The organism is Siphonobacter sp. SORGH_AS_1065, from assembly GCF_030818595.1.
Lineage (GTDB): Bacteria > Bacteroidota > Bacteroidia > Cytophagales > Spirosomataceae > Siphonobacter.
The window spans coordinates 401,427-413,731 of record NZ_JAUTAM010000004.1; the positions used below are offsets into that span (position 1 = coordinate 401,427).

Sequence of the window (12,305 nt, forward strand, 5' to 3'; positions counted from 1 at the left end):
AAGTTCTTAGTTATATAGCATAAAACCCCACGATGGACCGGGTCCACCCATTAAGTAATCCCATAAGTAACCCCGGGTTTTTACCCGGGGCTATCCATATTCAACCCCTCCGGGGTTATTGTTCCCTTTTCAAACTTCTCCCCTACCTTTTATAGGTTTTCTCTTTTCAACCCAAAACCCAAAACCCAAAACCCAAAACCCAAAACCCAAAACCGCAACGGCGGCCGCTCAAAACTCCCACCATGCTCTATCACATTGTTAAGCCAGATTACTGGCAATCGCACGAAATTCAGGAAGCTTATACCCCCGAGACTTTCTCTGAAGAAGGATTTATTCATTTGAGTACTCAGTCGCAAGTCGCTGGTGTACTGGAACGCTACTACCCAAACGTACGTCCCTTACTGCTGCTGCACCTGGACGAAACCCGCTTTAAAGCTCTGTTAAAATTTGAGCCCTCTACTGGCGGCGAGCTTTTCCCGCACCTCTATGGCCCGCTCAATCGGGATGCCATTGTATCCATCGAAGAATTGGTGTAAAGGTTGATGGGTACGGCTTTTTTCGAAGTTTACCCATCAACAATCTTGACAATACATGCTTTCCCTTCCCTATGAGACCCTCCGGCTCGGCGTTATCGGCATGGGCGGTTTCGGCCTCTTCGCTACTCAACATTTTTTACAGGTTCCAGATACTCAGCTTATTGCTATTGCCGGAACCTTTCGTGAACAGTCCCAGCAGGCCGCTCGCCGATTCAAAGCAGATATCCTCGAAACGCCGGAAGAGCTTGCTAGCCGGGATGACATCGATGTCGTATATTTGGCTACGCCACCTTCCCTGCATTACCAGCAGGCTTTATTATGCCTGAATCATGGCAAACACGTGATTTGTGAAAAGCCACTGGCATTAACGCCCGACCAGGGAAGAGAAATGTTGGCCCTTGCCCAAGAAAAGGGCCTGTTGGTAATTACTAATCTTATGCAACGGTATAATCCCATGATTGGCCGGGTGCAGCAAATCATTAAGCGAAATCTTTTGGGTAAACCCCTTCACGGTTACTTTGAAAACTACGCCAGCGATGAAGGATTAAGCCCTTCGCACTGGTTCTGGAATCGGGAAATCAGCGGAGGTATTTTTATTGAACACGGGGTTCACTTTTTCGATTTATTCGAATACTGGCTAGGTTCGGGCCATGTAGTGGGAGCTCAACGGGTGTTACGTCCGGGCAGTGGACTGGAAGAACAGGTACAGGCGACTGTTCGTTATGAAAATGACGTACTCGTTAACTTTTACCACGGCTTCACGCAACCCGGTCGATTGGATCGACAGGAGTTACGGATTGTCTTTGAGCATGGTGACATTACCCTGGAGGAATGGGTGCCAACCCGATTGAAGCTTCGGGGTATTGTGAATGAAGAACAGATGCAACAACTGCTGGACATTTTTCCGGGAGCAGGGTTTGACATTTCAGCGGTATATGGTGGGCCAGACCGCAAGCAACGCGGACGGCATCAGGACTTTGAAGCCTTTCAGAAGATTGAATTACACTTCGGTCACGAAACCGATAAGCAGCATTTATACGGTGAGTTATTACGTAACTTTTTCACGGAACAATCTGATTACCTCCGGGGCCGCATAGACAAACGCAGAAGTACCGAAGAAAACGGCTTACGTTCGCTGGAAATGGCTCATCAGGCTAGCTTAATGGCCCAGTAATCGTTATTGTTTGGTGTTTCGAGTGCTGGGTTATTACAGCAATTATACCGAATCTTTGAAAGATAAAACCGAGAGCAATTCAGATTTAGGTAGGCAACACGAGGACTTTCTGGTGTTGCTTACCTTTTTTAATAGCATTCGCGTTCTTACTCCTGGCATACAAGAGCTTGATTAACGCCCATTTACATGTCCCTTAAGGGCCTTTTGTTTTACTTTCGACCTAGTTAAGAAGTGTTCCAATCCAGATGCCAGAATATTCATTGGTGGGGTATAAAAGTGCTTCAAGCAAATTATTTGCTCAATAGCTTTCACGTATATGTCTTCAAAAGAAAAGAGCCTGCCCCAATCAGGACAGGCTCTGGTTTCTTGCTAGAGGTTACTTCAGCATCCAAAGTTCATCTTCTACTTGATCTCGAGTGGCAGAACCAAACTGACGATTCAAGGCTTCTTTGTAATTAGTTTCGTTATACAGACGATCCGATACTGGATATTGCCAGCGACGGGGAATGGAACGCGAACCGATACCAGCTCCCGAAGTAGCAAAGGTATCGGGGTAGCCCGTCCGTCGCCAATTAAAGAAAGGCTCCATACCTGAAGTCATGAACATCGCCAGGTATTTCTGACTAAGGATTTGCTTACGTCCGTCGGCATTATTTCCGGCGTATTTAACCAACGATTGGTTCATATACGTAGTTGGATCGAACATGATTGTGAAGGATTGCGACGTAGGAATTCCATTGTTCTTGATTTCGAACACTACTGTGTTGGTACCGGATTTAATACCAAAGAAATCCATGTTAGCCATAATTCCTTTTTTGTAATAATCGTCGGCATTGCCTGCTACCCAGCCTAAATTAATGGCCTCGGCAATCGTAAAGGATTGCTCAGAATAACCTAAAATGACCGTAGGTTCAGCCGTGTAGCTTTTGTAATACCGATTTCGATTCAAAAATGAATATTCTCCATTGTTGGCTCCCGTTGACATCAAATCCAGACTTAACCCCGGACTTGGGGCTACGTAAGCATTGAAATCTGTCGCTGCTATCCCTTTTTTCAGTTGGGCCTCAGCAGGTTCGGCGGTTACGAATAAGCGAGGATCCTGGAAACGTTTCAGCAAATCCACGTGTGTCGCCGACATTTCCTGACGGGTTGCGTCATTACCGAAATTATCTGGATTAGTGGGGTATTTATTATAAACCGCATTGTAAATGAATTGTAGATTGTCGGCATTGCTGCTAAACAACGGAAACTTGGTTGGATTATTGATGACTTCCGCAAAACGGCTTACCACTTTTAAATCGGCATCGTCGGTACGTTTACTCAGGTTAATCAACACCCGAAGTTTAAACGAATTAACCGTCTTCTGCCAGGCATTCAAACTATTATTCAGATAAATGTCCCCTTTGAGCGGTAACGTCATTTGCCCCGCCGCCTGCAAGCTTGCCAGATCAGCATTGGCTTCATCCAGCCAGGTCAAAACTTGCAACAGAACCTCTTTCTGAGTATCGTAGCGGGGTGTAATGTTAGCCTCGCCTTTCAGAGCGTCTTTTAAAGGTACATCTCCTACGCGTTCGGTCATCCAGAACCAGAAGTAGGCCCGGAAAAACTTACCCAACGCTGCATATGCATTCATGTCGGTGTTCAGATTTTTCTTAGCTTCTTCTTCCATTTTCACTACGTTCTTCAACGTTGTGTAACGAAGCGAAGCCGTAGTCCAATCGTATTCGTTATTGCCGTAGTAGTTGTAATTGACCGTGTAATACTGGTTGTAGCGGGAATCCTTATTCCAGGTCCCTTCATACATGTCCATCAATACATTTTTCAGTACCAGATCGGCGGGTACCTGCACGGGCAGGTTGGGGTTTTTCTCGAGTTCTTCGAATTTCTGGCAGCTTCCCAAGCTGATCAGCAGTGCCAGACTATAAAGTATCTTTTTCATTGGTAGCTAATGATTAAAAAATCAGATTGATGTTTACCCCGTACCGACGTGTCGTAGGCGTTTGCAGGCTTGACCCCCGGTCACTGTAGCTTACAAATTGCTCTACATCCAAGTCTTTCTTCTCGGCCCAGTACAACAGATTCCGTCCGACGAAGGAAATACTGGCAGACTTCACAAAGCCCATACGTCCCTGCAACAGACGCTCTGGCACCTGATAACCAAAAGTCACTTCACGTAACTTGACAAAGCTTCGGCTAATCATGTTGGCTTCGTTGGAGTTATAATATCTACTAATCCAATCCTGAAGGTAAGTTTTGTTAGCGTCTGACATAGGGCTGAATGACAAAGCATCGTAATTAGTGATATTGCCATCCACGTCATATTGAATCGAGCCTTTAGTCAGTACTACACCGGGACCCACCCAGGAGGCTACGCCTTTGTAATCCTGATAGCGGGCTTCGCCCATTTTACCTTCTACCGTAGCAATGTGCCGACCTCCGCGAAACGTTTGTTTCTGGATATAATCTTCGATAACACCTCCTACGCGGCCATCAACCTGAACATTCAGGAAGAAATTGCGGTAGTTAAACTTATTGATGAAACCAAAAGCGAAGTTTGCATTCGTGTATCCAAGAAACTGACTTACAGGGTTATAGATCGGCCGACCACTGGCATCATTAATAATTTGTCCATCACGAGTACGGGCAAACGCTCTGCCGTAATAAGCATCCAGACGATCACCTACTTTGTAGAACTGGCTTAGTCGGGTTTGTGAACCATAAATCTCCCGCAGATACTCCTGGAACGTGCTCCAGTTCAGCGTAACATCCCAGTTCAAACCACGAGCACTTTTTAAAGCCGTACCCGTCAGGGCTATCTCCAGACCGCGTTTTTGTGACTTAATACCATTGGTTGTCAGCGAATTATAACCCGTAGCTTCCGGTAAAGTCAGGCCAAAAATTCGGGGACCATCCAGGTAGCTGAAGTAAGCAACGTCCAAACCAATCCGGTTTTTGAGGAAACGAATATCCAGCCCTGTTTCAAAGCTTGTCCGCGAGGAAGGCTTCAAATTGGGATCCACCAGAGCGTCGGAGTAATCAGCCGCAGCTTCATTGTTATACGGACGACTAATAGCATAGGCTACTGTGGTTCCGTAGGAAGGACCGTCGTAAGGAGAGGCAAATGTCTGACCGTATCCCATGGGGTTGCTTCCGCCCAGCGGAGCATACGCCGTGTATACATTTTGTTGAGTAAAGGCTTCTTTCACGTTAGCATACGAAGCACGTAGCTTCACAAATGAAACCGCAGTAGGCATCCGCACAAAGTCAGATACTACTGAACTCACCCCAGCAGATGGATAAAAATAAACGTTTCGGTCCGCAGGTAAGGTAGAGTTTTTATCCCAGCGACCCGTCGTCGAAAGCGTAGCATAGCGGCTCAAGCTTACATCCAAGCTATATAAACCACTTAATACCTGCATACTGGAATTGAAGCTATAGGCCCGAGTGGGGTTAAGCGAGTTGTCGAAGCTATACACCCCAGGAACACTTAGATAATCCGTTGAGGCATAGTTTCCGTTGTACTTGAAAAACCGACCTGAAAAACCACCCACAGCCCGAACGCTGATGTCGTGAGCAAATGTCTTGTTATAATTTAACAGGACATCGGTATTATTCTCCAAAAGTGAACGACGGTCTTCGCGGTAGTCACCTTTCGCCTGTTCGCGACCATAGGTAGTGGCCGAATAAGGCATTTTCTCATTTCGGAACAGTTCGTAACCCGTTACCTGTGTACGAGCTTGGAGTTCCAGATTTTTGAGAATATCGAATTTCATCAAAGCGTAGCCATTGTACGTATTGTTGTAATGACCCCGCAACCATTCTTTAGATACAAACCAGGGGTTGTTATAGCGTTGGTATTCGGCGTAAATCTGCTGAATACCTTCTTTGCCCGGTTGCCAGATTTGCTTCATGTCGTCCACGCTCCAATCAGCTCCGGCCCAAATAACCGTATTATAAATCAGAGAGTTAGGCCCATAGTTTACGTCAGGATAGTTGGCAGAAGCCTGACGGCTGAAATTGAAATTCGATTCAAAACGTACACGATCTGAAATCTGCTGCCCCAGCGTAGCACTGAAGGTAGTACTGTTCAATTCAGTGTTAGGTACCATTCCCTGCTGATACTGATTGGTAATTCCAAAACGCAGGTTACTTTTTCCGGAAGTAGCAGAAACCGCAACGCTATTAGTAGATAATATTCCGGGACGTAAGAAACGCTTCAGATTATCTTTACCGCGAGCAATCCAGGGAGTAGGAATCCGCTGACCCGTCTTAGGATCGATAGGGCTGTCGTATTGAGCAATCAGTTGACCTTCAAACTTCGGTCCCCATACATCGTAGTCACCGTCGTTGATTCCACCACCACGTCCGTCCACGAACGAGTACGTACCTTTGTTACCGGGGCCGTATTCATCCTGTACTTTGGGAATGGCCAGAAAGCCATTTTCCACCATAGTACTGGAATTGACTTCTACAGAAAAACCACGTTTATCTTTCGAACCTTTTTTCGTCGTAATAATAATCACCCCATTGGTAGCCCGAGAACCATACAGAGCCGAGCCTGAGGGCCCTTTGATGACATCGTACGTTTCAATGTCGTCAGGATTGATGTTGTAAGTATCTGATATAATGGGTACTCCATCTACGACAAACAAAGGGCGACCTCCACGAAGCAATACCTGTGGTGCACGCAGTAGTTCAGCACTGGCCCCGATGTTCAGACCTGCTATTTTTCCAACTAAAGCATTGACCGGGTTGGGTTCACGAGCTTTTACCAGATCCTGTGCTTTGATGGATTGAGTCGCGTAAGCAATATCCCGCTTGGCTTTAGTAATCCCTAAGGAAGTTACGACTACTTCTTCTAGCAATCGTTCGTCATTGGCCAGCGTAACATCAATCTGCGTACGATTACCAATGGTTTCTTCCTGCGTAGTGTAGCCTACGAAGGTGAAGATAAGGGTTTTACTTTCGGCAGGAACGGACAGTCGGTAGGTACCATCCGAATTGGTAGTGGTTCCTTTATTGTAATTTTTAACCCGTACAGCTACGCCAACCAGAGGTTTCTGATCGTCTTTACTGATTACGGTTCCGGTGATGGTTAGATCCTGAGCCTGCGTAGGCAACGAAAGACCAAACCACAAAGCAATCAGAAGGGATAAAAAACCCAATGATCGCTGGGGCTTAAATAAAAGATGTTGCATGAGGGAAGTTGTTTGGAGCTATAATTTGCCCCACAAAGTTCTGCATCAACTTTTAGCTGAAATTGAAGAAAGTATGAACGATCTATTACGATAAGTAGTCAATCATTAAGAATATGTAATCAAAACAATAAATCGTTAGCGTAGGATTGACAACCGTAGAAAAAGCCTATTTATACGCAAACCGTGGTTGGTGTCCCACCAACCACGGTTTGCGTATAAATGACTGATGGGATACCAGCCATGGCGGGGAGAGGCAGACGCGATAAAGTCGCACCTCTACCCTTTCAAAACCAAAATTTAGGGTTAAACGGCGTTTACTACATCTATAGATTCCCTCGCCGTCGCTTGGCTAGAGTTGAGTAAAGAGGTGGTCTGGTAGGCCTGTTTGGTTGGGAAAAGTTGTTCTCTGGCCTTCTACTATTTCGAACTCTACCGGCCAGAGGCCTAGAGCCAGGTAGTCACTCGGCCAGAGCCGAGCGACTGCGGGAAACCAAGCGTCATTTTGAATTTCAGGAAGGCTTATCAAACGAGAATACCTCCTGAACTTAGTAGTTAAGATACTCCCTAAGTTTGGAGGTATTCTCTGGCTGAAAAGACTAAAATGAACTAAAAATAGGGATAGCGGTCTAAGCAGACTTAAGCAAAAATCGGCATGATTCCTATTGTCAATTCATTTGATCGATTATTACTCCTCGTCCATCTTGGGGTAATCGGTATAGCCTTTTTCACCGGGGGTGTAAAAAGTAGTCGGATCAGCCTCGGCTAGCGGAGCATTTTGCAGGAAACGTTCCGGTAAATCAGGATTGGCGATGAATAACTGCCCAAAGGAAATCAGGTCGGTGTTGTTTTTCGCTATATCCTCTTCCGCCTTTTCTTTGGTATACCCTCCGTTAAGAATCAGGGTTCCGTTGAAGTGCTGACGAAAATAGCTTTCTAAGGCCTGTGTTTCTTCTCCTTTACTAATGAGATGAACGTACGTAACGTGTTCCGTTAACTGGTCAGCCAGGTATTTATAGATCTCGTCATAAGACTGGTCGTAAGGCATGTCATTGCCTTCCCCATAAGGCGATAACTTTACCCCTAACCGATCTTTGCCAATAACCTCCGCTATTTCTTTCGCTACTTCCAGTAAAAAACGAGCGTAATTTTCCGTACTTCCCCCGTACGCATCTGTTCGTTTATTACTGCTGGGACGGATGAATTCCTCAATCAGATACCCGTTGGCTCCGTGCAATTCGACACCGTCAAAACCAGCGGTAATGGCATTAGTGGCCGCCTGTACAAATTCTTTAATGGCATCCTGAATTTCCCCTTCCGTCATTTCGTTGGGGACCGCAAATGCCTGTAATCCTTCCTGGTCGGTTTGAATACTCCCCTTTGCCTGAATCGCCGAAGGGGCTACAATCAATCCACCTTCCGGCATGTTCAGGGCGTGCGAAGCCCGACCCGTGTGCATGAGCTGAAGGAAGATCTTACCACCCCGGTCGTGTACTGCTTCCGTAACCGTTCGCCAAGCCAGAATTTGCTCTTCATTCCAAATCCCCGGAATTCTGGCATAACCGGTTCCGTTGATTGAAGGACCCGTTCCTTCCGTAATGATTAATCCTGCCGAAGCCCGCTGAGCATAATAGACGGCCATCGCTTCCGTCGGGACATGGTCAACCGTTGCCCGACTACGCGTCATAGGTGACATCACGATTCGGTTGGAAAGTTCAATTGCTCCTAACTGAGCTGTAGAAAAGAGTTGCGATTCGGGCATATGGATGAGTTCTAGATTACTTTTCTCAAAAAAAAGTTAAGCCAGCTACTCGGGAAATGCCTGATCTTTTCTAAATCGCATGAGTTACTATCCACTATATAAGCTCTACTTTTTGAATCTAAGTTTATGGATGTTTGTATCCGATCTTTTCTTGCTGAAGATGAAGTACAATTGGCTAAACTGGCGGATAATCCCCGTATTTTTAAAAATGTTCGGGATATCTTTCCTTCTCCCTATACCCTCGACGACGCCCGTGCCTGGATTGAATTTGCTACCAGTAAGAAAAAGCCTCACACCAATCAGGCCATCGTTGTCAATGGAAAACTGGCGAGTTGTATCGGAGCGGCGGTGGGTAATGACATTCACCGCATTAGCGTAGAGGTGGGGTACTGGCTCGGCGAGCCTTTCTGGGGAAAAGGAATCATGACCCAGGCGTTACAACAATGGATCGAACAGGTATGGATTATTGCTCCCAACGCTCGTCGGTTATGGGCTGGCGTGCTGGCTTATAACGAACCTTCCATGCGAGTGCTGGAAAAAGCAGGCTTTCAGAAAGAAGCCATTTTAAAGCAAGCAGTTATCAAAAATAAAAAGGTGTGTGATGAACATATCTATGCCCTTTTAAGACCCTGATTTATGAAAAAGGTCCGCTTTGGGAAGCGGACCTTTTCTATTATCGTCGGTGATTGTAAACCATAAAAGCAAACAGCAATATCCAGAGGACATCGACAAAATGCCAGTAGTAAGTCATCAGCCGGATTTTTAACTGATTGGGAGGATTAACGCTATACACGTAAGAATCCAGATACTTGTGGTTACGAATGGCCTGTATGAAATTACGAAGCATAAAAAACAATCCACCCAGAATGTGTAATACGTGTAACCCAGAGATAATATAAATAAATCCCTCTGCTACATTATCCTGAATCGACGTATTCCGAACGAACATTTGTCGCCAGCCAATGATCTGAAAAACGACAAATGCGATTCCCAAAGCCAGCGTCAGCCCGAGCATAATTCGGTAATTGAGAAAATGTTCTTTCTGGAAAGCTTTCACCGCCGAATGTAAAGTCAGGCTACTGGTTAATATAACGGTGGTTGAAAACCAGAAAATACGAGGCAAGGTTACCTCGCTCCACTGTTCGTCGCCATGACGGCGAAGCATATAGGCAATAATAATAAAGAGAAAGAATAGTACGCTCCCCATCATTGACAGACGGAGCATAAATCCCATGGGTTCTCTTCGTTTGGTAAGCCAATTCATCGAATCATTTGAACGTTTACCGTCTTTGGCTTTTAGTTGTTTTTTCTCGTCTTTCATGGGCAGCTGGCGGTTTTATGCAAATTCCCTCTTGAAAAATAAAGAATCATTCAGTGGTAATGTCTTACAACTTTCCTTTCCAGCAGGTATAACCCATTCCCAGACCGTCTGGAATATCATTGTCAAAAATACCGAATACCGTTGAACCTGATCCAGACATACTTGCATAGCTAGCCCCCGCTTCGTAAAGCTGTTGCTTAAGTTGTTCCAGGGTTGGATATAGAGGAAATAAGGACGTTTCAAAATCATTATGAATCACGTCTTTCCAGGTATCAACGGATTGTTGCAAAATTGCTTGCCAGTCGGTTGGAGCTGCCTTTGGGGTAACGCCGGCATAGGCTTCCGCCGTTGAACTATGAATATTCGGATAAATCAGAATAATTGACTTTTCAGCTAAATTAAGCATGATTTCCGAGAATTTGTCTCCTTTACCAGAGCAGAATTTTGCTTCATTTCGAATAAAAAAGGCACAATCGCTCCCTAAAGGGCGAGCATAAGCCTCTAGCTGATCATTTGTAAGCTTTAAGTCAAAAAGCTCATTCAACATTTTAAGCGTAAAGGCAGCATCCGAGGAACCTCCTCCCAGACCCGCTCCGATGGGTACTACTTTATGGAGATGAATCCATACGGGCAGTAACGAAAAGTCTTTTTTCAGGCTTTCGTAGGCCTTCAGACACAGATTAGTAGAAGCATCACCGGGAATGGGAATGCCCGAACTACGAAAACTGGTTTCTTCTGCGGGAAGGATTTCCAATACATCTGTCCAGCCCACGGGCACGAATACAGATTCCAGATTATGAAACCGATCAGGCCGTTTTTCGGTGATGTATAAGCCTAAATTAATTTTTGCGTTTGGGAATGAAATCATGGTAAAGACGATTAGCGGCGTTAGCCCCCGAGCCCTCCAATGAGGTTCTGGAGCATTAATTCCGCTGGGTCGAATCGGGCCGATGACGGTGGTTACCCGTTTTTGAACAGCCCGCACAACTGGTTAATCCTGCGAGTAACAGCAGCGAAAGGTAATAGATTTTCATAGGGACTTACCGACTTTGGAGGTGATTTGTATGGTAAACCGACGGTTCGCATTTTCGTTCCGTGGATCACGTGATTTTCCAAAGTGGCCACTGCCTACAATTAATACTTCACAATTTTTAAACTGGTCGAAATTAATTCCGTTCCGTTTCCAGAAATCCACCAGAGCCAGAGCTCTTCGGTAACTCAACTCGTAGCCATTTTGTCGGCCAAAAGCACTTTGCCAGTTATCGTTGGCTCGCTGGGCATTCCCCTCTACTACCACCATGTAACTAACATCAGGGTTTTCCCTCGCGACCTTTTTAATTTTACCGAATAATACCCTTCCGGCTTCCAGTAACTCCCGACGAGTACGGGAATCCAGTTCCTCCATATCGGCTTTATTAGGGCGGAAATTGACGTCTACTCCCAGGCGAAAGCGTTTGTTATTCTCGTCGTACTTGAAATACGTACCGTTTAGCTCCTGCAAGGCCCGCTCAATGGTTTGAATTCGCTGGTATTTCAGAGCGTCGCTCAAATAACCCCGTTCTTTGGATTTCAGGATCGCCACCGTCAGCACATACAGCACCAGCATGACGAAAAAGAGACTCGTCATTAAGTCCGTATAACTAGGCCAGAAGAAGTCGGGATGTTTGGTTTTCACGAAAAATAAACTATTACTTACTACGAGTGATTGTACTTATAAAGGGCGAATTCTGATTTTATGAGCAGTTATGGTAGTGAATTTTCCAAACAGTTCGTTCGCTCTATCACTTAAAATCTGAATGATAATTTTTTTAATAGCTTCTGTTTCCCTTAACTCATAGCGTAGTAATACAACGGAAATATCTTTTACCTGATGAGCAAATACCCATTCTCCAAAATCTTTATCTTCAGTTAGTATAATACGAGACGGATTTCTAGATATTTCAATAATTGAATAATCTGAAATGCCTCTAAACTCTTCATATATGGACATTACTTCAATGCCCACTGATCGAAGAGCTTCTATCAGGTTATGATCAATATTTTCATCTGCTAGTATCATGCAGCAGATGTTAATAATTCTTCATTAGCTAAAAGCTCGGCAGCATATAGCAATACTGCCTGAATTCTCTCTTCAGATAATCCAGGATACATCTTTAGCAAATCAGCAGTACTCGCTCCCTGAGCTAGTTTACGTAGAATGAGCTCAACTGTTAAACGTGTTCCTTTTATTATGGGTTTTCCTAACATTATCTGATGATCAGATACGATATAATCTCTATAATTTACCATGTGTATTAAAGTTTTAGCTTTACAACCT

At 45.0% G+C, this 12,305-nt stretch carries 11 protein-coding genes; 3 read left to right on the forward strand and 8 right to left on the reverse strand.

The window, feature by feature from the left end:
• The first annotated feature begins 242 nt into the window (after positions 1-242).
• Together QE390_RS02445 and QE390_RS02450 are read left to right on the forward strand one after the other, a co-directional pair.
• Positions 243-536, forward strand: coding sequence for a DUF952 domain-containing protein (locus QE390_RS02445; protein ID WP_106635247.1), 294 nt, complete (start codon positions 243-245; stop codon positions 534-536).
• 55 nt (positions 537-591) lie between these two features.
• Positions 592-1,710, forward strand: coding sequence for a Gfo/Idh/MocA family protein (locus QE390_RS02450; protein WP_307140952.1), 1,119 nt, complete (start codon positions 592-594; stop codon positions 1,708-1,710).
• Positions 1,711-2,086: 376 nt separating this feature from the next.
• On the opposite strand, the gene QE390_RS02455 is transcribed toward QE390_RS02450, so the two are convergent.
• The 3 genes from QE390_RS02455 to QE390_RS02465 form a co-directional block, all read right to left on the reverse strand.
• Positions 2,087-3,649, reverse strand: coding sequence for a SusD/RagB family nutrient-binding outer membrane lipoprotein (locus tag QE390_RS02455; protein WP_307140953.1), 1,563 nt, complete (start codon positions 3,647-3,649; stop codon positions 2,087-2,089).
• A gap of 13 nt (positions 3,650-3,662) precedes the next feature.
• A complete protein-coding gene (locus QE390_RS02460; RefSeq protein ID WP_307140954.1) occupies positions 3,663-6,908 on the reverse strand; it encodes a SusC/RagA family TonB-linked outer membrane protein in 3,246 nt (1,081 codons plus the stop codon).
• A gap of 685 nt (positions 6,909-7,593) precedes the next feature.
• Positions 7,594-8,667: an alkene reductase gene (locus tag QE390_RS02465; protein WP_307140955.1), complete on the reverse strand. Its 1,074-nt coding sequence runs from the start codon at positions 8,665-8,667 to the stop codon at positions 7,594-7,596.
• 126 nt (positions 8,668-8,793) lie between these two features.
• Between QE390_RS02465 and QE390_RS02470 the strand changes: the two genes are divergently transcribed.
• The gene (locus QE390_RS02470) at positions 8,794-9,300 is read left to right on the forward strand and encodes a GNAT family N-acetyltransferase (RefSeq protein WP_307140956.1); all 507 of its coding nucleotides are present in this window, start codon (positions 8,794-8,796) and stop codon (positions 9,298-9,300) included.
• 40 nt (positions 9,301-9,340) lie between these two features.
• On the opposite strand, the gene QE390_RS02475 is transcribed toward QE390_RS02470, so the two are convergent.
• From QE390_RS02475 to QE390_RS02495, 5 genes are all read right to left on the reverse strand, one after another.
• Positions 9,341-9,988 (reverse strand): cytochrome c oxidase subunit 3, encoded by a 648-nt coding sequence (locus QE390_RS02475; protein ID WP_232793554.1) that lies wholly within the window; start codon positions 9,986-9,988, stop codon positions 9,341-9,343.
• 64 nt (positions 9,989-10,052) lie between these two features.
• Positions 10,053-10,856 carry a 4-(cytidine 5'-diphospho)-2-C-methyl-D-erythritol kinase gene (gene ispE, locus QE390_RS02480; RefSeq protein ID WP_307140957.1) on the reverse strand — a complete coding sequence of 268 codons (804 nt, stop codon included), beginning with the start codon at positions 10,854-10,856 and terminating at the stop codon, positions 10,053-10,055.
• A 162-nt stretch (positions 10,857-11,018) separates the two neighbouring features.
• Positions 11,019-11,663 carry a hypothetical protein gene (locus tag QE390_RS02485; protein ID WP_232793553.1) on the reverse strand — a complete coding sequence of 215 codons (645 nt, stop codon included), beginning with the start codon at positions 11,661-11,663 and terminating at the stop codon, positions 11,019-11,021.
• Positions 11,664-11,699: 36 nt separating this feature from the next.
• Entirely contained in the window at positions 11,700-12,047 is a 348-nt protein-coding gene (locus QE390_RS02490; protein ID WP_307140958.1) for a DUF5615 family PIN-like protein, read from the reverse strand.
• Positions 12,044-12,277: a DUF433 domain-containing protein gene (locus QE390_RS02495; protein WP_106635241.1), complete on the reverse strand. Its 234-nt coding sequence runs from the start codon at positions 12,275-12,277 to the stop codon at positions 12,044-12,046. Before QE390_RS02495 ends, QE390_RS02490 begins: the two co-directional genes overlap by 4 nt.
• Between the last annotated feature and the right edge of the window lie 28 nt (positions 12,278-12,305).

Coding starts and splice junctions, on each gene's coding strand:
- QE390_RS02490 (WP_307140958.1), bottom strand. CDS start 12,047: ATGATACTAGCAGATGAAAATATTGATCATAACCTGATAGAAGCTCTT.
- QE390_RS02470 (WP_307140956.1), top strand. CDS start 8,794: ATGGATGTTTGTATCCGATCTTTTCTTGCTGAAGATGAAGTACAATTG.
- QE390_RS02455 (WP_307140953.1), bottom strand. CDS start 3,649: ATGAAAAAGATACTTTATAGTCTGGCACTGCTGATCAGCTTGGGAAGC.
- QE390_RS02460 (WP_307140954.1), bottom strand. CDS start 6,908: ATGCAACATCTTTTATTTAAGCCCCAGCGATCATTGGGTTTTTTATCC.
- QE390_RS02450 (WP_307140952.1), top strand. CDS start 592: ATGCTTTCCCTTCCCTATGAGACCCTCCGGCTCGGCGTTATCGGCATG.
- QE390_RS02495 (WP_106635241.1), bottom strand. CDS start 12,277: ATGGTAAATTATAGAGATTATATCGTATCTGATCATCAGATAATGTTA.
- ispE (WP_307140957.1), bottom strand. CDS start 10,856: ATGATTTCATTCCCAAACGCAAAAATTAATTTAGGCTTATACATCACC.
- QE390_RS02445 (WP_106635247.1), top strand. CDS start 243: ATGCTCTATCACATTGTTAAGCCAGATTACTGGCAATCGCACGAAATT.
- QE390_RS02465 (WP_307140955.1), bottom strand. CDS start 8,667: ATGCCCGAATCGCAACTCTTTTCTACAGCTCAGTTAGGAGCAATTGAA.
- QE390_RS02475 (WP_232793554.1), bottom strand. CDS start 9,988: ATGAAAGACGAGAAAAAACAACTAAAAGCCAAAGACGGTAAACGTTCA.